The 19,264-nt window shown below is 40.1% G+C and carries 18 protein-coding genes and 2 pseudogenes; 18 read left to right on the forward strand and 2 right to left on the reverse strand.

Annotated elements, in window-relative coordinates; translation table 11 throughout:
• The 10 genes and pseudogenes from AC4J95_RS16980 to AC4J95_RS17025 all read left to right on the forward strand — a co-directional run.
• Positions 1-335, forward strand: a pseudogene (locus tag AC4J95_RS16980) (hypothetical protein); the annotation flags it as partial.
• A 126-nt stretch (positions 336-461) separates the two neighbouring features.
• Positions 462-1,091: a CatA-like O-acetyltransferase gene (locus AC4J95_RS16985; RefSeq protein ID WP_494550884.1), complete on the forward strand. Its 630-nt coding sequence runs from the start codon at positions 462-464 to the stop codon at positions 1,089-1,091.
• A gap of 28 nt (positions 1,092-1,119) precedes the next feature.
• Positions 1,120-1,773: pseudogene (locus AC4J95_RS16990) on the forward strand (endonuclease III domain-containing protein).
• Positions 1,774-1,880: 107 nt separating this feature from the next.
• Entirely contained in the window at positions 1,881-2,633 is a 753-nt protein-coding gene (gene map, locus AC4J95_RS16995; protein WP_494550885.1) for a type I methionyl aminopeptidase, read from the forward strand.
• Positions 2,634-2,867: 234 nt separating this feature from the next.
• A complete protein-coding gene (locus AC4J95_RS17000; protein ID WP_494550886.1) occupies positions 2,868-3,269 on the forward strand; it encodes a hypothetical protein in 402 nt (133 codons plus the stop codon).
• Positions 3,270-3,326: 57 nt separating this feature from the next.
• Positions 3,327-3,929, forward strand: a complete 603-nt coding sequence (locus AC4J95_RS17005; RefSeq protein ID WP_494550887.1) for a hypothetical protein — start codon at positions 3,327-3,329, stop codon at positions 3,927-3,929.
• Positions 3,930-4,271: 342 nt separating this feature from the next.
• Positions 4,272-6,044 carry an oleate hydratase gene (locus AC4J95_RS17010; protein WP_494550888.1) on the forward strand — a complete coding sequence of 591 codons (1,773 nt, stop codon included), beginning with the start codon at positions 4,272-4,274 and terminating at the stop codon, positions 6,042-6,044.
• A 102-nt stretch (positions 6,045-6,146) separates the two neighbouring features.
• Complete coding sequence (locus AC4J95_RS17015; protein ID WP_494550889.1) at positions 6,147-7,175, forward strand: NAD-dependent epimerase/dehydratase family protein; 1,029 nt, start codon at positions 6,147-6,149, stop codon at positions 7,173-7,175.
• Positions 7,176-7,294: 119 nt separating this feature from the next.
• Positions 7,295-8,266 (forward strand): diaminopimelate dehydrogenase, encoded by a 972-nt coding sequence (locus AC4J95_RS17020; protein ID WP_494550890.1) that lies wholly within the window; start codon positions 7,295-7,297, stop codon positions 8,264-8,266.
• A gap of 26 nt (positions 8,267-8,292) precedes the next feature.
• A complete protein-coding gene (locus AC4J95_RS17025; protein WP_494550891.1) occupies positions 8,293-9,282 on the forward strand; it encodes a tyrosine-type recombinase/integrase in 990 nt (329 codons plus the stop codon).
• Positions 9,283-9,436: 154 nt separating this feature from the next.
• On the opposite strand, the gene AC4J95_RS17030 is transcribed toward AC4J95_RS17025, so the two are convergent.
• Entirely contained in the window at positions 9,437-10,696 is a 1,260-nt protein-coding gene (locus tag AC4J95_RS17030; RefSeq protein WP_494550892.1) for a sensor histidine kinase, read from the reverse strand.
• Positions 10,697-10,704: 8 nt separating this feature from the next.
• Positions 10,705-11,400 (reverse strand): LytR/AlgR family response regulator transcription factor, encoded by a 696-nt coding sequence (locus AC4J95_RS17035; protein ID WP_494550893.1) that lies wholly within the window; start codon positions 11,398-11,400, stop codon positions 10,705-10,707.
• Between the two features lie 163 nt (positions 11,401-11,563).
• Between AC4J95_RS17035 and AC4J95_RS17040 the strand changes: the two genes are divergently transcribed.
• From AC4J95_RS17040 to AC4J95_RS17075, 8 genes are all read left to right on the forward strand, one after another.
• Positions 11,564-12,325 carry an ABC transporter ATP-binding protein gene (locus AC4J95_RS17040; RefSeq protein WP_494550894.1) on the forward strand — a complete coding sequence of 254 codons (762 nt, stop codon included), beginning with the start codon at positions 11,564-11,566 and terminating at the stop codon, positions 12,323-12,325.
• Entirely contained in the window at positions 12,306-14,402 is a 2,097-nt protein-coding gene (locus AC4J95_RS17045) for an FtsX-like permease family protein (RefSeq protein WP_494550895.1), read from the forward strand. The genes AC4J95_RS17040 and AC4J95_RS17045 overlap by 20 nt, the downstream gene beginning before the upstream one ends.
• Positions 14,403-14,531: 129 nt before the next feature.
• Positions 14,532-15,371, forward strand: coding sequence for a peptide-methionine (S)-S-oxide reductase MsrA (gene msrA / locus AC4J95_RS17050; RefSeq protein WP_494550896.1), 840 nt, complete (start codon positions 14,532-14,534; stop codon positions 15,369-15,371).
• Positions 15,372-15,460: 89 nt separating this feature from the next.
• The gene (locus AC4J95_RS17055) at positions 15,461-16,123 is read left to right on the forward strand and encodes a TetR/AcrR family transcriptional regulator (RefSeq protein ID WP_494550897.1); all 663 of its coding nucleotides are present in this window, start codon (positions 15,461-15,463) and stop codon (positions 16,121-16,123) included.
• Between the two features lie 126 nt (positions 16,124-16,249).
• Positions 16,250-16,609 (forward strand): hypothetical protein, encoded by a 360-nt coding sequence (locus AC4J95_RS17060; RefSeq protein WP_494550898.1) that lies wholly within the window; start codon positions 16,250-16,252, stop codon positions 16,607-16,609.
• Positions 16,610-16,769: 160 nt separating this feature from the next.
• Positions 16,770-16,955 (forward strand): hypothetical protein, encoded by a 186-nt coding sequence (locus AC4J95_RS17065; protein ID WP_494550899.1) that lies wholly within the window; start codon positions 16,770-16,772, stop codon positions 16,953-16,955.
• Between the two features lie 336 nt (positions 16,956-17,291).
• Entirely contained in the window at positions 17,292-18,731 is a 1,440-nt protein-coding gene (locus AC4J95_RS17070; RefSeq protein ID WP_494550900.1) for a helix-turn-helix domain-containing protein, read from the forward strand.
• The gene (locus AC4J95_RS17075; protein WP_494550901.1) at positions 18,724-19,260 is read left to right on the forward strand and encodes a hypothetical protein; all 537 of its coding nucleotides are present in this window, start codon (positions 18,724-18,726) and stop codon (positions 19,258-19,260) included. The genes AC4J95_RS17070 and AC4J95_RS17075 overlap by 8 nt, the downstream gene beginning before the upstream one ends.
• Positions 19,261-19,264: the final 4 nt, after the last annotated feature.

The following is a 19,264-nucleotide window of genomic DNA, read 5'->3' on the forward strand; positions in this document are numbered from 1 at the left end:
TTGATTCTATGGCGATGGCTTTTGTAATTATTGTCATCTTGCATATAGTTCAGATGGTTGTTCGGGTTGCTTACTTCAATAAAACTGGTAATGATCTCAATCTGTTGGTGACATCAGGTTTAAGTATCGAAGCCTTAGGAGATAGCGGCAGTCACCTAGAATCTTTTGGTGTTGATTTAGCTATTTATTCAGCCTCTTTATTTGTAAATCGTTTAAGGTACACTGGGCGAACTGAATGGATTAAGCATCGTTATGCTGTTAAGAGTGAAGAAATAATTGAAGAAAGCATCAAAGCAGAAAATGAAGAAACGGAGGATGGTTTCATAAAATTTTAAAACAGATCTGAAAATAGATTTACTGTGGATATGGCGATTAGAGCGTCATATCTGCTTTTTTGCCTTTCCCAGCATTCTATTTTATAGTAAAAGAAACATCGAAAAAAAAATGAGGAAGGTATCGAGATGGGAAATCAATTTGTGCGGATCGATGAGAAGAATTGGAAACGAGCGATGCATTGTCAGGTATTTAGAAATAGCGTGGAGCCGGCTTTTTGTGTAACTTTTGAGCTGGATATCACGATTTTTTTAAAGAAGCTTCGAGAGCAAAAGTACTCCTTTACGTTTGCGATGGTTTACAGTGTCTCGGTGTGTGCCAATCAAATTGAAGAATTCCGCTATCGCTTTGTGGATGGCGATATTGTTCTTTATGACCAGATCGATACGGCGTTTACCTACCTTAATAAAGAGACTGAGCTGTTCAAGGGGGTAAATGTTCCATTAACGGAATCGCTGGAGGAATATGTAGCGTTAGCTGCTAAAACGGCGGAGGAGCAGCAGGAATATTTCACAGGTCCGTTAGGTAACGATGTGTTTCAGTTTTCGCCGATGCCGTGGGTGACCAATACCCATATCTCCCATACGAATTCTGGGAAAAAGGATAATGCTACGCCACTATTTGATTGGGGCAAGTATTTTCAGCGAGACGGCCGAACGCTGTTGCCTTTCTCTGTTCAGGCGCATCACTCGTTTGTTGATGGCCTGCATATCGGCAAGCTGGTAGATACGTTGCAAGCGTATTTGGCTACTTTCTAATATAATGAAGCTGAAGAGAGGCTTGAAGATGGTCACAAATATTGAGGAATTGTATGAAGCGTTTAGTCGAGTTATGGATGATAAACGCTGGTGGGACACGGATAATAAATGGGAGATTTTACTCGGTGCGGTATTGGTTCAAAACACCAATTGGCGCAATGTTGACTATTCATTAGACAAACTAAATGAAGCGACGTAGTTTTTACCGGAAAAGATTTTGGCTTTAGATAAAGAGCAATTGCAGGAATTGATTCGACCGAGTGGCTTTAATAAGGGAAAGTCTAATACGATCATTGGTTTGCTGACATGGTTGGAGGGCTATCACTTTGATCTAGCGCAAGTGTCTCGGAAAGATTTTGCCGAATTACGCAAAGAATTATTAGCGATCAAGGGCATCGGTGAAGAGACCGCCGATGCTTTACTGGTCTATGTCTTTGAGCAGTCGACCTTTATAGCGGATAAGTACGCGCAGCGGATGTTTGAAAAATTTGGTTTTGTTTCTAAGGGATATAAACAGTTAAAAAGCAAAATCAGTTGGCCGGAAACGATGGATACCCTCAAAGCACAAAACCTCCATGGCTGGATCATTGAGTACGGGCAGGTTTATTTGAAAAATGATGAGCTGTGGCAAAGTGGTCCCTTGAAAAACTTTAAGTTGAGATTAAGTTCTGAGGTTGATTAGACGTCAAAAAAGTGTCTAAGCTTTCCTTCAAATACATTTCGTGTTATAACTTTTCAAGTATTCAACGTCGTAGGTTAAAAAATACTATTACTATAGGGAGTAATGAAATGGTTACATTAAAATCAAAACGGGAAATCGACCAGATGAAAGAATCAGGCGCGATTTTAGCTGGTGTCCATAAGCAATTACGGGATATCATCAAGCCGGGAATCACTACAAAAGAAATCAATCAATTTGTCCAAGAAAAGGTCGAAGCAGCAGGCGCAACAGCTGCGCAAATCGGATTTGAGGGTTATGAATTCGCCACCTGTACCAGCGTGAACGACGAAATCTGTCACGGGTTTCCATCGAATTATCGTTTGAAATCAGGTGATGTATTAAAGGTTGATTTTTGTGTCGACTATCACGGTGCTATTTCTGACAGTTGCTGGACGTATGCAGTCGGTGAGATCACACCTGAACATCAGGCGTTGATGGATGTCACGAAAGAGGCTTTGATGATTGGCATTGCTCAAGCACAGGTCGGCAATCGAGTTGGCGATATCGGTCACGCGATTCAGACCTATGCAGAAGCTAAGGGCTATGGTGTAGTACAGGATTTTCTTGCGCATGGCATTGGTCCAACAATCCATGAAGAACCTTTCTTCCCCCATTTCGGTACGGCTGGCAAGGGAGCGCGACTAAAAGAAGGTATGACCATCACGATCGAACCAATGATTACCACTGGAACATGGGAAGCCGGTATTGATGGCAATGGCTGGACGGCTCGCACATTAGATGGCAGCTACTGTGCACAGTATGAGCATTCCATCGCTATTACTAAAGATGGTCCAGTAATCATGACTGAACAAGAAGCATAATCAACAAAAAGAGGGCTCGGATAATCGAGTCCTCTTTTTGTTATTTATTCAATAGAATATTTTTGGTTAAATAATTTGGGTTGTTTTTAAAAGCTTATTAATTCAAAGTTTTTACTAATATTAATAAATAAAGGTATATCTGTTTTTATATATACAAGCATACAAAAAAGTTATATCATAATGAATATAAAAGCACGGTGGCGATTACATAAAAATAGATGGGGGTTTTAGATAATGGGTGTTGGCGTTGGTATTGCGAAGCTAGCTGAGAGGCAGCTGTTTTTAATGAAAGTTGAAAATTTAAATAAACGTGTAAGGGCTTACTTTGCTAAAACGCAGGATGTTGATTCGTTGATCGAATACGGAGTAGCAATCCTCGTGCGGAATTTTTTCTGTATGAAGGCATTTCCTGACTTGATTAAGGACTTGATCAGAGAAGTCTATCTGTCAGCAGAAAAAACCAACACCATGTGCCAGTACCTGCCCTACTTCCAAGAATATTTTTCGGCTGATGAGTGGGAAACATTGATAAAAAGGCTGTACGGCAGTCGTTCACAATACCTCGCGCAAACAATTGAGGCACGCATCTATAAGGGCTTTTTAGAGCGGGAAGGGACACTCGATAATCGGATCTAGGGTCTTGTTTATCGTGTCGAAGCGATCTTTGAAGGTGAAGACGGCAAAAAACACAAATTGACGATTCGCGAAACAGACTCAACGATCGATGAAGAGCTGACTATCAATATTCTAAACATTTTGACCACCTTGAGTATCTTTAAAGTGGAGGGCGGGCAAAAATTTGCGACTTACGTGAGCTACAAAACACAAGGAACGATCATTGCCACCTCTAACAATTCACGTCAAAAACCTCAAAAGACTGCTGATGAAAAAGAAACAGTCATTGCCGCTGCGCAAGCACCACAACCAGAGAAAGTTCAAAAACAACCTGTGCCATCTAATAAAAATGAAGACGTTTCTGCACCGCTGGTTGATCAGAAGCCAGATAAAGAGTTGGATGAAGCAACGGATATTAAGAACACAGTGAAGAAGAAAAACAGTCCGAATGCTGCGCCACCAAAAGACGACATTCCGCCGGAAAATTCCAATGAACCGAACAACCGATCAACGGATGCCACTGACAAGAAAAAGAAGACCGCAGCAAAACCCGATACCGCTAATAAAGGTTCTAGTAAAAGTGTGGGAAAAGTGGAGAAGAAAAGAAACGAAAAGGAAACGAAGAGACGCGTGGACAGAGCACTTGGGAAAAGGAAAAATAGGCATAAGAAAAAAAGATAATCGCGCCATTGGTTAGTGGAAAAGATTCATTAAAGGTATGCATGATTGAAAAAAATGAGACAATCAGGCTTCTTTCATGTGGAATTAAACAGGAGCGAATGGTGTAGTCTATTTGTTGTAGATGTAACTGATTGAGATAAGTTTGGACACTAAATGTTGGATGATCCATCTGATGTTAAGTGTTCCTTTTTGCGTTGAAATTTGTTTTGCAGGATTTTTTTTGACGATTTTTTAGACAAATCAAGCAATTAGTCAAAATTTTTGATTCCTTGAAAGCGTCTTATTTTCAATATTTTTTTCGAGTTGGTAAGCTGAGGGTAACAACTTGAAGGGGGAAACATCATGAGATATACGAATGGAAATTATGAAGCATTTGCTAGACCGAGAAAACCAGCAGGCGTCGATGACAAGAGTGCCTATATCGTTGGTGCAGGACTGGCTGGCTTAGCAGCAGCGGTCTTTCTGATCCGAGATGGTCAAATGAAGGGGGAGCATATTCATATTTTTGAGGAACTTTCTTTATCTGGCGGCTCATTGGATGGAAAATTTATTCCTCACGACGGCTTTGTGACTCGGGGCGGTCGTGAAATGGAAAATCATTTTGAATGTTTGTGGGATCTATTCCGTTCGGTGCCATCACTGGAAGTAGAAGATGCTTCAGTCTTAGATGAATTTTATTGGTTGGACCATGATGATCCTAACTCATCAAATTGTCGGATTATCCATAACCGTGGTGAACGTGCAGAAGATGATGGTGACTTTACATTGTCGAAAAAAGCGCAAAAAGAATTGGTTGATCTATTTATGACTTCAGAAGACCAACTGATCGGTAAGAAGATCGAGGATGTTTTTGGCGAAGAATTCTTTGCCTCTAACTTTTGGTTATACTGGTGCTCGATGTTCGCTTTTGAAAAATGGCATTCAGCAATTGAAATGCGCCGCTACGTGATGCGCTTCATCCACCACATTAAAGGATTACCAGATTTTACAGCTTTGAAATTTACACGCTACAATCAGTATGAATCTTTAGTAAAACCATTATTGGCTTTTTTAAATGATCATGGCGTGGATTTCCAATATGAAACGAAAATCAACAATATTCAAGTCGATGCGACGCCAGACAAAAAAGTCGCTAAGAAAATTTTGCTGACGTGCTCAGATAAAGCCGAAGAAATTGATTTAACCGAAAATGATCTAGTCTTTGTCACAAATGGCTCGATTACTGAAAGCTCAACAGAAGGCGACCATCGTACACCTGCACCAATCACTCGCGAATTAGGTGGCAGTTGGAACTTGTGGAAGAATTTAGCGAAGCAATCTGATGAGTTCGGTCATCCCGAAGTCTTTTGTGATAATTTGCCAGATGAAAGCTGGTTTGTTTCAGCAACCGTGACATGGGAGAACTTTGACATTGAACCTTATATCTCACGCTTGACGCAACGGAAATTACGGACTGGAAAAGTTGTCACTGGCGGGATTATTACGATCAAAGATTCGGACTGGTTGATGAGTTTTGCGACACACCGTCAACCACATTTCAAAGAACAAAACGATCAACAAACTGTAACCTGGGTCTATGGTCTACTGTCAAATACGCCAGGAAACTACATCAAGAAACCGATCGAGCAATGTAGCGGGCAAGAAATCGTCCAAGAATTGATGTATCATTTAGGTGTGCCGGAAGACGAAATCAAACGAATCTCTGAAGAGTCTTGTGTTGTGACACCGGTCTATATGCCATTTATCACGTCGTACTTTATGCTGCGGGAACCAGGCGATCGTCCACTAGTCATTCCTAATGGTTCAGAGAATTTGGCTTTCATTGGAAACTTCGCTGAAACCGAGCGTGATACAGTCTTTACGACGGAATACTCCGTTCGTACAGCAATGGAGGCAGTTTACTCATTCTTAGATATCGAACGTGGTGTGCCCGAAGTCTTTGCATCAGCTTATGACATTCGAACATTAGCGAATTCAGTTTATTATTTGAGCGACCGTAAGAAGCTTTCTGAGATGGATCTGCCATTTGTTGAGAAAAAAGTGCTGGAGCATTTCGTGAAGAAAGTTGAACATACCTATATTGGTGATGTCTTGAAGGACAATCATCTACTATAAAAAGGAGTGGGAGAATTTTTCTCTCACTTTTTTTATCAAAACAGTTGCCCTCAACCATGGTTTAGGGTTTAAAGTAGGTAAAAATTGATGGAGGTCTTCAACATGACAGAAAAAGTATTGGTAACTGGCGGAACGGGATTTTTAGGCATGCAAATGCTCTTACAATTATTGAACAAAGGCTATGACGTGCGAACTACGGTACGTTCATTGAAAAGCAAAGACAAGGTAGTTAATACATTACGTGAAAATGGTGTCACAAAATTTGATCAGCTTTCCTTTATTGAAGCGGATCTATCGAGGGATGACAATTGGGATGAAGCGATGGAGGATCGTGATTATGTATTGAGTGTGGCTTCACCAGTTTTCTTTGAAATTCCAAAAGATGAAGCTGAAGTGATTCGACCAGCAATTGAAGGGATCGTGCGGATTTTGAAGGCGGCTAAACGCACAAAGGTGAAACGGGTCGTGATGACTTCAAATTTCGGAGCTGTGGGCTTTACTAATCAAGATTGGCAGTCAGTAACAACTGAAAATGATTGGACTGATGAAAATGCGAAGGGCCTTTCAGCTTATGAGAAGTCCAAACTGCTGGCTGAAAAAGCTGCGTGGGAATTTATTGAAACAGAAGGAAAAGGATTAGAGTTTGCGACAGTCAATCCCGTAGCGATTTTTGGTCCATCGTTAGACAATCATGTTTCTGGCAGTTTCGATCTGCTGAAGGGAATTGCCAGCGGTTCGATGAAAGTCATTCCGAATATTCAATTAAATGTTGTAGATGTGCGGGATGTCGTTGATCTACACATTCGCGCCATGATCACACCGGAAGCAGCAGGGCAACGCTTTATAGCAACTACAGATGGCATGATCTCAATGCCGGAGATCGCAGAGTTGCTGAGGAAAGAACGTCCGCAATTGGCAGAGAAAATTTCGAAGAGAACCATGCCAAACTGGATACTTAAAGGGGCTTCACATTTTAACGCAACAGCAAGAGAAGGACAATTTATGGCGGAGATGAACCGCAATGTCAGTAATGCCAAAGCCAGAGAAGTATTGGGATGGACACCGATCGGTACAAAAGAAGAGGCTGTATTAGCAGCGGTTGATAGTTTGATCAAATACAATTTAATCTAATGATATGACCAAGAATCTGCTAGAGGTTTCTTGGTCATCTTTTTTTGTGATGAGATTTTTCTAATTTTAAAGCTGAATTTATAGTATACTTTTAATAAATACGAATAGGGGGACAACGAATGATCAAAGTAGCAATTGTCGGATATGGAAATTTAGGTCGTGGTGTGGAACGGGCATTGAAGCAAAATGCCGATATGGAATTGGTCGGCGTCTTTACAAGAAGAAAGCCGGAGACGGTTCAGACCGATGGTGCACCGGTTTATCTGATGGATGATTTAGATGCACAAAAGGGAAAGATCGATGTGTGTATTTTGTGCGGCGGCTCAGCAACCGATCTACCAGTGCAAACACCAGCGATCACAAAAAACTTTAATACGATCGATAGTTTTGATACCCATGCCAAGATTCCTGAACATTTTGCGAATGTCGATCAGGCTGCCAAAGATAATCAAACCGTTTCGATTATTTCAACTGGCTGGGATCCAGGTTTGTTTAGTTTAAATCGTTTGTATGCGGAAAGTATTTTGCCAAAAGGCGAGACGTATACTTTTTGGGGCAAGGGTGTAAGCCAAGGACATTCAGATGCCTTGAGAAGAATCGAAGGGGTTGCTGATGCGATCCAATACACGATCCCGAAAAGTGAAGTGATCGAGAAGTTAAAAGCTGGCGAAAAAATGAAGTTAACGACCAGAGATAAACATCTCCGGGAATGTTTCGTTGTCTTAGCAGAAAATGCCGATGCTGATGCGATCAAAGAAGAGATCGTTACGATGCCGAATTATTTTGATGAATACGATACGATCGTGCATTTCATCTCGGCGGACGAACTAAAACGCGATCACGCTGCGATGCCTCACGGCGGGACGGTATTGCGGACGGGGACGACGCATGAGAATACGAAGCAAGTGATCGAATACAATCTGCAATTAGAAAGCAATCCTGAATTCACCGCCAGTGTCTTAGTGGCTTATGCCAGAGCATGTGCGCGCTTAGCAGCAGAAAAACAATTCGGAGCCTTCACGGTATTGGATATCGCGCCGAAGTATTTATCGCCTGTTGATGATGCAACGTTAAGAAAAGAATTATTGTAATGTTTTCTGAATAAGGAGAAGTAATTGTGGACGATAAAGAAAGGCTAGTTAGCAATGTATTACTCGCATTGGATGAAAATTTTGATTCAGAACAATTATTAAAAGTAAAAATTGCATTGACTAAGAATTTAGTTGATGTCGAAGTTTCAGAATTAACAAAAAAGAAAGTAAAAAATTTTGAGGAATCGGATCTTTTAAAAAGATATGTATTGAGAAAGAAAACTCAGGGGTTCTTCGAGTCTACGATTTCTGTTTACGTAAGAACGATTAAATATTTTATGAAAAAAGTCGCTAAAAATATTAATGAAATAGACACTAATGATATTAGGCAATACTTACTTGAGAGAAAAGAAAATGATAGATTATCTAGTTCTAGTCTTTCTCGTGAGCAATACAACATAGCCAGTTTCTTTAGATGGTTATATGCTGAATCATTAATCGAACGAGATCCAACTCTAAACTTGGATATAATTACAGTCAGACCTAAGAGTAAAGGGATTTTTTCAAAGACAGAAGTAGAGATATTGAGAAAATGCGCAAAAAAAGAGAAAGAAAAGATGGTCATAGAATTACTGCTTTGTACGGGGTGTCGAGTTTCAGAGCTAGTATCATTAAGGATAGAAGACTATAAGAAAGATAACGAAAGTTTTATTTTGAGAGGAAAAAATGAACGACAAGTTTTTATTAATGCTAAAACAAAAATAGCTATGGAAGACTATCTTAAAAAAGTGCCACATTCCTCCGGACCACTAATTTTGGGGTTGAAAGGAAAAGCAATGTCCATAAATGGAGTTCAAAAAATGATTAGATCGATTGCACATAAAGGAAATATTATGGAAGCAAATCCACAAAAATTCCGACGTACATCAGCGGCCTTTGCGTTTTATCATGGTATGGATCTGAATGACGTTCGCCTTTTTTTAGGACATAGTGATATTAAGACTACTCAAAGGTATATCATGCAAGATGTAAATAATTTACGATTAGCCCACGATAAATACGTCAGTATAAATTGATTGAAAAGGTTGGCTCATTTGAATTTTTTTAATTGAATATATTGTATGAGTGTCAGTTGATTTAGCAGGTTTGTTTTGTTAAAAGTAAATTCTAACTTTATAGAATAAAAGATACACAAAAGCGAAAAAATCTATTTATTGATTTTTTCGCTTTTTAGATATTAGAAATCATGATTATTAAGGAAAACTGTTCATCATCATAGTCAATATTCAAGGTTCCATCATAGCTTTCAACGATGGAACGGACAGCTTGCAATCCGACTCCATGCTCCTGCGGCTTGTCCTTAGTTGAGAAGAAGCGTGAACCAGTCTTCTTGATCTGGTGCTTTTTTGTATTTTTGATCTCATAGCTGAAAAAACCGTCATAATATCTAGCCTTCAAGCTGACCTCTTTTTTGGGAGCATCTTTTGCCGCTTCGATTGCATTATCCAAAGTATTCCCGAATAACGAGCACAAACTAATATCATCAATCGTTATCATGGTGTCGATGTCTAGCTGTATCGAGCAAGCAATCTGATAGTCCTGCATCAGCTGATATTTGGCATTTAGTACGGCATTGACGATCGTATTCTTACAAAAAATACGATTGGATAAGATGTGCTGCTGGGTCAAGTTTGCCAAGTATTCTTCTGCTGCTTCGGATTTTTCTTCACGAATTAAATTGAGCATCACACCAAAGTGATTGTTCATGTCGTGGTGAACTTTGCGCAGCTGTTTTTGATTGCCTTCTAATTCTTGATAATACTCCTTTTGCAGCTGCAGATTTTGATTCTCTAATTTATAGTGAAAACTTTTTGCAACGTGTCCCGTCATATATAAGCTGCTGATGCTTGTCAGGATACATGCAAAAGAAGCTGGATAGATCATCAAGGTATTCGACGGTGTAAAAATAATGAAACTAACCATCGCAATCAATGGAGTTAAACAAATTAAATCAAGAATGAACCATAGCTTCGGTGTAATCTGTGTTTTTGAATATGGAGTCGCATAACGAAATGCTTGATACATCGCAAGCCAAACGAGACCACGTACAATATGCATCATACCGTGCAATAATAAATCTAAGCCTAGTCCTCTCCCACCGGCGATCCAAAGTCTCAAGCCAATATCTTCAGCTAAAAAATTGAGTGCAATGATAAAGGGAAATAAAATGAGCGACAAAGAAAGCTTGTGGATGAATGGTCCTTGTAAGAAGAGTAATTTAGATCCTAAAAAAAGTAAAAATATGATTAATACATTATACATATCGTTTGGAAAAATCGGCGACGAGATTGAACAAAATAATACTAAGAGAAAGAGCAATTTAAAAAAGCGATTTTCTTTCACGGCGACGAATTGCCGAACGAGCTGATAAAGAAAATAGGTGCCAAATACCCCAAATATACTATTAGTAAAATCAAAAATGGCATTCATCTGATCACCTACCCCAACATATTTTTAGCGAAGTTGACCATTAGGGACTGCCGATATTTACGGCTGATGGGCAACTGCTCTTGATTGCAATAAAGAACCGCTGATTCTACTTGCTCTACGTAGTTCAAATTGACGATATAGCGGTTATGAATTCGCAGAAAAGAGTCTGGCAGCTCTAAATCATTTAATTTTCCATAGAAAGAACTGGAATCCTTTGTAGTTACCACCGTCAACATGCGGCGATCACTGCTGAAGTAGCAAATATCCTTTAGCGGTATTTTTGTTATGCCAGATTTTTGTTCAATCACGAAATATTTTGACTGAGTCATTTCCAGTTCGTCCAACGCTTTGCGTAATACCTCGACGATCTTCTTCTCACCATAAGGCTTCAAAAGGTAATTCAACGCCTTGACTTCATAGCCTTGAAAAACAAAATCGGCAAAAGCTGTGATAAAGACGATCACCGCGCGTTGATTGATTTTTCGCAATTGCTTGGCTGTTTCGATACCGTCCAAGGCCTTCATTTCTATATCTAAGAAAATCAGGTCCACTGCCTCCAGCCGATTACTGCTCAGTAATTCTTCCCCCGAAGCAAATTCACTGAGTTGATAATTGATTCCCTGCAGCTGCAACTCTGGCTCGATTATTTTGATCAATGCTTTACGCATCTCTTTTTCATCATCACAACAAACCACTTGAATCATTTTTACCCCTCCCTTTTAGTCATTATAGCACTAAAATATTACCGGAATTGACAATAAAAGCGTCAAAGTTTACAAGATGACTCATGGGTAAGTCTGCCAATTTTTCCTAGAATAAGGGTATAGAAAACAAGAGTGTCAGCTCTAGGAATCAGGAGGAGAAAAAATGTTAACAGTGGATCATTTATACAAAAGCTTTCATACTGGCGGGGTTCAGTATGATGTGTTGAAGGATGTTTCGTTTACCGTTGATAAAAGTGAGTTTGTGGCGGTGATGGGTCCGTCGGGGAGCGGGAAAACCACTCTGTTGAATTGTATTTCGTGTTTTATTCCTTATGAAAAAGGAGAGATTCGCCTGGACGATACCTTGCTAGCGAAGCTTGACGAGGAAGCAATGGCGGAGGTGCGTAACAAAAAATTAGGTTTTGTCTTCCAAGATTTCATGCTGCTGGATGGCTTAACGATTTTTGAAAATGTCTGTGTGCCGAAAGTCATCACGCAAGCACCCTACCGACCAATGGAACAAAAGGTATCCAAGCTGCTGAAGTTATTTGGGATTGATTCAATTGCCAATAAGTATCCGGTGGAAATCTCAGGCGGACAGAAGCAACGGACAGCGGTGGCTAGGGCATTGATGAATGATCCGTTGATTCTCTTAGCCGATGAGCCGACTGGAAATTTAGATAGTAAATCTCGCGATACGGTGATCGAAGCCTTTATTGAAGCAAAACGCTCGTTAGGGGCAACGATTTTTATGGTCACCCATGATACATTTTCGGCTAGTTATTGTGACCGCGTGCTAGTCATGAAGGATGGCACCATGTTTACGGAATTAGTAAGAACAGGCACAAGACAACAATTCTTTGATGAGTTGCTCCATGTCTTAAAAGAATTGGAGGGAAATCCTGATGAAGCTATCCATGTCTGATCTTTTAAAGAAGCTGCGGAAATACAATCAGCGAAATTACCTGCAATTTGTTTTCTGTATGACGTTTTCAGTTTTACTGATTACGTCTTATGCGGTGATGTTGTATAGCACGATCGTCCAACAGACACTTCCCATTGGCGGGGACAGCCGCAAGCAAGTGATGATGATTTTCGCGATCGCGATCATCGGCTGTTTGATCTTCATCATGTATGCAGCCAGCTTATTCTTAAAATACAAAAGTCGCGAGACTGGTGTATTTTTGGCTTTGGGCGCGAAGAAGAAATATTTATCGCAAAAGTTGACGATCGAGATGCTGCAATTAATGATTGCCTGCATCGCGGTTGGTGTCGTTCTCGGAATTGGCTTAGCCTTTCTGATCTGGCAGATTTTCCAAATGGTGCTTTCTAATCTCGGAGATATGTCCTTAGGCTTGTCCTTTACCGGTATTGCGATCGGTCTGGCTTTCGGTCTTGTTTCAATGGTACCAGTGCTCGTTCAGCTTTATCAATTTGTTCAGCGCACGGATATGATGGAAATTTTGTATCATGAGCATAAAAATGAACCATTACGGCCAGTAACTACGAGGTATGGGATATCTGGATTCGTGTTGCTAGTAGTAGGTCTGCTTTTAGGGTTTGCCGGACCAAATATTGGTTCAAGTATGGGAATACTGCTGCCAAGCATTTGGAGCGCTACTTATTTAATTTCACTCGTTGGTCTTTACCGCATCATGACCTACGCCATCATGAAGAGCAAGCGGGGAAGAAATCCGCAAAAATACTACAATGATTTGATTGGCTCCAACATGATGAAATTTCAGGGTCGACAAACGGTTCGCAACATGAGTATTATTGCGTTGCTGTTAACCGCCAGTCTCTTTGCTTGTTTCTATCCGCCGCAATTATACAGCGCGTTAAATATCTATGGAAACAGTCCAGTAGATTATGAATTGCATTACAATCTTTCGGAAGATGAAGTTAATCAGCAGGATATCTATCGATTGGCAGAAAAGCAAGATGTGGAAATCAAGAATTATCAGGAAATTATTTTTTCAGAACTATTGGCTAGCGGTGTAGAACGTGATTGGTCAGATGATGGAAAACTAATTGAAGACTACATGGAGGATCACCGGCTATCCGATTTTATTGATGCGAGCACCTTTAATCAGCAAACAAATCATAAGCTTAAAGTCCCTCAAGGACAGTATTATCGAGTGAAGGGTCAAGACGAAGCTGAAGGTATGTGGGAGAAGGACAATGATTTGGATCAAGTCACCAATCCTGTCACTAATGCGAAGCTTTCATTAAAATTCAAGGGCATCGTTCGGTATCAGCCTTTGGTAAGTCAAGGAAGTCGCCGCTATGTTTTGAATGACCAGGATTATCAGAGCATTAAACAAGAGTTGAGTGAAGCAAATCAGACAAAGCAGATTCTATTTAATGTTGCAGATTTAGAAGCTTCGTATCCTTTTGCTCAAGCGCTGTATCAAGAATTTATTGAAAAGGCCTCTTCCAAAATGGCGGTTTCAAATTCTTATGATGCTCACCAATCAGCTAAAGCCAAAGCAAATCATCAGAAATACAGTTATGATCGAGTACTAACTCTTTCAGCAGAGAATCCCGATTTAATGGATAACTGGAAATATTACCCAACGATGAAAATCTTAGTAGAGAAAACCTTTTTTCAAAATTTAGCAGTATATTTCTTAGTCTTTATTTTTGTCGCGATCATTTGTTTAGCCGCAGTTGGAGTGATTTCTTACACGCGGAGTATTACGATTGGTTTATCCAATCAGCGATTGTTTGAAGACTTGAAACGTTTAGGAGCGAATAATCACTATATCCGTAAATGTGTAATTAGTCAGCTGAACAAATTGTTTGTGTTGCCGACTGTCGTCGCGGTGATGTTGATTTATTGTTTTACGCTGCTGATGTTCAATACAAACGATGGTCAATTTACCAGCACTGAAGTGAGTGCGTTAATGATGGATAGTGTCTTATTACTAGTAGTTGTTGCTTATCAAGCCATTATTTACGCCATCTCATTCCGAAAAATCAAAGGAATCCTAGGTATTTGATACTTTACAATAAACGAAGACTTGTCATTTTTTGACAAGTCTTTTTTTGCAATCCAACTATTCGATTATTCAAGAAAATTGTGGTAAATTGCAGATGAATTTTAAGCGAATGCGATCGAGGTGGGTGTCATGCCATTGACCCAAGAAGAAGTACTAGGAAAAATCTATAATCTAATATTGAATCCGAAAACGCGGGAGTGGGAACGCTACTTATTGACCACAACTAAAAACGCGTTAGATGATAATAGCAATTTTAAAGAACAGCTGGCGAAGCTGGAGGCCGAGCTGCGTCCCTTGGCGTTGCGAAATAATCTGACACCAGATGTGACTGATTTCTATCAGGAGATCACAGGAAAGGAATCTGCTGTTGATCCATCTGTGAAAGAGCAGCATTTTATCAGCGATCCTGCCCATCAAGAACGGGCGATTTTTGCGGGGGGCTGCTTCTGGTGTATGGTAGAGCCGTTTGAAACATATCCCGGAATCGTTTCGGTTTTATCCGGCTATACAGGCGGAATGCTAGAAAATCCCAGCTACGATCAGGTAAGCAGCGGCGGCACCGGACATGTTGAGGCAGTGGAAATCATTTTTGATACGCGTGTTGTGAGCTATCAGGAATTAATCGATCTGTACTGGCAGATTACCGACCCGACCGATGCCTTTGGTCAGTTCCAAGATCGCGGACTTCAATATCGTCCGATTATTTTCACGACGAATGAAGAACAAAAAGCAATCGCGGAGAAGACAAAACAGATGGTGAGCGATTCAGGCAGATATAAACAGCCGATCGTAACGGAGATCAGAGCGGCGAAAACATTCTGGCCGGCGGAAAATTATCATCAGGAATTTTATAAGAAGCAGCCTAAGCGCTATAAGGCGATCAAACGGGAACGCCAACAGTTTCTGACCTATCAACACTTAAAAGGAAAACTCCGTGTAGGGTTAGGCAGAGGGAAAAAGCCTTTTTGAATATTTCTTTGGAAAAGTGTTGACTTACGAGGTATTACAGATTATATTATATACATACCAACCGAACGTATGGATAGGAGATAGCAGTTATGGCTCGTAATAAGTACCCAGAAGAAACGATCAATAAAATTTTAGATGTGTCGATGCAGCTGTTTTTAGAAAAGGGCTATGAGCATACCTCGATCCAAGATATCGTCAATAATCTTGGCGGATTATCAAAAGGTGCGATCTATCACCACTTTAAATCTAAAGAAGATATTTTGGATGGTGTGATGAATAAGCTGTATCAGAACAATGAAAATGAGCTGGATCATATCCAGCTGCTTGCAAAAAACAAAAACATGACCGGATTACAAAAGCTGCAGTCTTTATTTACGTCAGCTTTAGAAAATCCACGCCAAGACGATATGTTTCAAATGGCTCCAGACTTTCTGAAAAATCCTCAGATGCTGGCGATGCAATTGGAAGGTATCTATACAGAATCGGTTCCCCACTTTGTTCAGCCGATCATTGAAGAGGGCATCGCGGATGGTTCGATCAAGACCGATTATCCGAAAGAGCTGGCAGAAGTAATCTTATTGCTGATCAATATTTGGTTGATTCCATTAGTTCATGATGAGGATCCCAACAGTGTCGTCAATCGTTTCGCGCTTTTTCAAGAAATGATGAATAAAATGGGCATCGAGATATTTGCTGACGATGCAGGCAAACGTCTAGAGAAATTCCGTAAACTGTACGAACAAAAAAAATAATCTCTGCCTGCAAGGGCAGTTTTATTTTAAAGTTATACATACCGTCGTTAGGTATTGAAAATCGTGTAGATCGTTTTATAAACTATGAAGCGAGTAAATATAAAAATAAAAAAGGAAGTGTTCAAAATGGAACAAAGAATCAGCAAAAAGAATGTATATGGCAGAAATGGTGGAAATCAAAAGGACAGAAATATGCTTGAACGAATCGGCAGCGGGATTGCAGTGATATTCTCAGGGATGTTCATTTTACCGATCTTATCAGTTTTATCGGGTGCCTTTGGGATCATCGGTGTCGGCTTACCAATAGTAGCGCTGCTGAATCTCTTTGGCATTCTGCATCTTCCATTCAATGTATTATTCGTAACGCTAACTGGATTCCCGCAAGTAGTGATTGGATCCATCGTCGGCTCGATTTTCGTCGCTTTGTCAGTCGTATGCGGGAGCCTGTTGAAAAAGTATATAAACATTGCTAGACATATGTTCTAAAACCGATCGTTAAATTGGAAACAATAGGTTCAAAGTTTATAGTAAACCTCCTTTTTTACTGAACATATTGAAAATCTCGAAAAAATGTTTCATTTTACGCAGTACACGCTGATTTTTGAGTATCTTTAGTTACGTCGAAAGTTAAAAGGAGGAAAATGAAATGTTAAAGGTATTGTTAGTTTTGGGAATCGCTTCACTTGTCTTATCATTTATGATGAATGCTCTTGTAAAGCAAGGGAAAACCACTGGATTGTATACATTTGTGTCAATGATCCAAGCGGCTTGTGCTGGAGCGATGGTAGGACTTCTAATCTTTTTAGTATTTAAGGACAGGACAATAGTTTGATGACTGGAAAAAGGGGCGCAATCCTCTTTTTTTTGTCTCATTTTTATAATGAAAATGCGGATAGATAAAAAAGATATAAATTGAGGGTTTAAATAAAAACAAACGTTATAATTATCTTAATTCTTCAAAAATAAAATATTTTATAAAGATAATTAATAATATGTTAGTATTAAATTATAGACAGGAGATGATTTGTATGATGCGAATCTCTTTTTTTTGCGTATTTACAAAAAAATAAGGACAAATAGATTATTTTGCTGATTAAAATGTTCTTATCTCAATAATATAATTAAATAAAGTTAATTATTAACAATCTTAGTGAGGAAGGAGCGAGAGATGCAAGCGAACGATTTATTGATGGATGATGACCGCTACAAGTGGTATCTGCTTCAGTATTTGGAATTAAACAAGAATTCATATTGTTCAGTGGATCAGCTCGTAGATATTTTAGAACTTTCTCGCTATAAGATAGAAAAATATCTTCAAGAACTACAGACTGATTTGCAGGCGAACAATTATGCGGCAACGATCGATTTGCTTGAAACAGGTGAAATCGAGGTGCACAAACTGACGCATGCGATCGTTAAGAAAATGCGGCTTCATTTAGTAGAGCGCAGTCTTACCTATCAGATTTTCCACCGCTATGTAACGCAAGAGACGAGCTTGGACAAGCAAATCGAAGAGCTGCACGTGAGCCGTTCCAGCACGTACAAACTCTATAAACGTTTAAAGAACCAATTAACTGATGAAGGTTTTCAGCTAAAGAAAAATCAATTGATCGGAAATGAGTTTTCGGTCCGCAGTTTTCTATTTGGACTGTATTATGAAATGTTCAATGGCTTAGCGAGTCCTTTTGACGAAGAGATCCAGCAGCAGGCGAAAGAAATTTTCCGTTACTTAGAGCATTATCTGAATCTTTCACTGCCAAAAACGCATGAGCACAAGCTGCTTTTTTTCTTGAGTATTGGATTGATTCGCATGAAGAAGCATCATTCGATGGCTGAATCTCTAATTGAATATGAAGAGAATGCGGCGACCGACTATCTTACGAAATGGTTGCAGCAGCACGCTTCATTGACTCCAGCGGAAATGCAACGGGAGATCGCTGCGTTACTGCTCTTTTGTCAGATGATGGAGGTTGATTTGAAGCAGGAGGTGACCTTCATCGCCTGTGAAGAAACGCAGCAAGCAGAAAGCTTAGCTGATGAATTTTTACACTATCTCGCTGACCATTCACGATTTGAAATCAACCAATTAAAAGAGGATACCGCACTGACTGCGGGATTGCTGCGGATCAATCGTCGCTGGCTGATCTATCATTTCCGTGAAACGACCTTTGTAACAAAAATCCAGCGGCGTTACTTTCAAGAGATCAATCCCAAGCTGGATGAGCTGATCCAGGATTTTATTGAAAAAATCGCTCAAAGAGGGCTGTTCCACTCGGATCAAGAGCGCAACAAATTGTATTACGACTATTTGTTTTTCTTGATTACGCGAATTTCCGTTGAGGAGCTGGAGGATCCAGTCTACATCTGCATCGATTTTTCCCATGGCAGCAGCTACAACGAATACATTCAAACGATGCTGCGTTCGCTGCAAAGTATGAACATCTGCTACGAGGAAAAATTGAGTACCAAGACCCAGATTTATTTATCAGACTTTTTAATCGATCGGCTTCCGTGCCAGCAGATGATTTGGAAGCGGCCGCCGACACCAGAGGATTGGGCAGAGTTTGGCCACTTGTTGTTAACGGTTAAGGGAGGCGCTTATGAATAGGAATCTATTGATCGCGATCGCATTGCCGTCAATGATGTTTTATCAGTCCAATGCGCCGATCTTATACAGCAGCGAAAAATTGATCGCGCAGGTAAAAGAAGAACAAGCAGCGCATACATTTGATTTAGCAGAGACCGGCAACACCTTGATCATTACGAATGATCGCATAGCAGAAAACGAGAAAAACGCTGAAGCAAATGACCCCGTTGAACCAGAACAGCCGCCGGATCAATCGCCCGAAACGAGAGAAGGTACGCTTTCGGAAAAATACAACGGGCAAACAAATAAAGCTGCTCTTCCGAAAACTGGCAAGCGACTCTCTACAGAATCAGCAAGACAGAAAAATAAAGAGATGAAAGACGTCCTAGAAACGATCGAACAAAAGATCAGCGCACTGCCGTTAACAGATACACCGGATGACAGGTCCGGTGAACGCGAGCTTGTTCGAATGCTGGCGAATATGTCAGGGACGATTCTTTATGGCACCAAAATGACGGATGCCAATAAGCATGAATATATTACTTTTTAAAGGG

It is taken from the genome of Enterococcus sp. GPZ-007 (assembly GCF_059374735.1).

What these genes read in the sequence shown, in the direction of transcription:
- AC4J95_RS17075 (WP_494550901.1), top strand. Translation starts at nt 18,724, where the DNA reads ATGAATAGGAATCTATTGATCGCGATCGCATTGCCGTCAATGATGTTT.
- map (WP_494550885.1), top strand. Translation starts at nt 1,881, where the DNA reads ATGGTTACATTAAAATCAAAACGGGAAATCGACCAGATGAAAGAATCA.
- AC4J95_RS17020 (WP_494550890.1), top strand. Translation starts at nt 7,295, where the DNA reads ATGATCAAAGTAGCAATTGTCGGATATGGAAATTTAGGTCGTGGTGTG.
- msrA (WP_494550896.1), top strand. Translation starts at nt 14,532, where the DNA reads ATGCCATTGACCCAAGAAGAAGTACTAGGAAAAATCTATAATCTAATA.
- AC4J95_RS17030 (WP_494550892.1), bottom strand. Translation starts at nt 10,696, where the DNA reads ATGAATGCCATTTTTGATTTTACTAATAGTATATTTGGGGTATTTGGC.
- AC4J95_RS17010 (WP_494550888.1), top strand. Translation starts at nt 4,272, where the DNA reads ATGAGATATACGAATGGAAATTATGAAGCATTTGCTAGACCGAGAAAA.
- AC4J95_RS16985 (WP_494550884.1), top strand. Translation starts at nt 462, where the DNA reads ATGGGAAATCAATTTGTGCGGATCGATGAGAAGAATTGGAAACGAGCG.
- AC4J95_RS17055 (WP_494550897.1), top strand. Translation starts at nt 15,461, where the DNA reads ATGGCTCGTAATAAGTACCCAGAAGAAACGATCAATAAAATTTTAGAT.
- AC4J95_RS17060 (WP_494550898.1), top strand. Translation starts at nt 16,250, where the DNA reads ATGGAACAAAGAATCAGCAAAAAGAATGTATATGGCAGAAATGGTGGA.
- AC4J95_RS17040 (WP_494550894.1), top strand. Translation starts at nt 11,564, where the DNA reads ATGTTAACAGTGGATCATTTATACAAAAGCTTTCATACTGGCGGGGTT.
- AC4J95_RS17065 (WP_494550899.1), top strand. Translation starts at nt 16,770, where the DNA reads ATGTTAAAGGTATTGTTAGTTTTGGGAATCGCTTCACTTGTCTTATCA.
- AC4J95_RS17035 (WP_494550893.1), bottom strand. Translation starts at nt 11,400, where the DNA reads ATGATTCAAGTGGTTTGTTGTGATGATGAAAAAGAGATGCGTAAAGCA.
- AC4J95_RS17015 (WP_494550889.1), top strand. Translation starts at nt 6,147, where the DNA reads ATGACAGAAAAAGTATTGGTAACTGGCGGAACGGGATTTTTAGGCATG.
- AC4J95_RS17000 (WP_494550886.1), top strand. Translation starts at nt 2,868, where the DNA reads ATGGGTGTTGGCGTTGGTATTGCGAAGCTAGCTGAGAGGCAGCTGTTT.
- AC4J95_RS17070 (WP_494550900.1), top strand. Translation starts at nt 17,292, where the DNA reads ATGCAAGCGAACGATTTATTGATGGATGATGACCGCTACAAGTGGTAT.
- AC4J95_RS17045 (WP_494550895.1), top strand. Translation starts at nt 12,306, where the DNA reads ATGAAGCTATCCATGTCTGATCTTTTAAAGAAGCTGCGGAAATACAAT.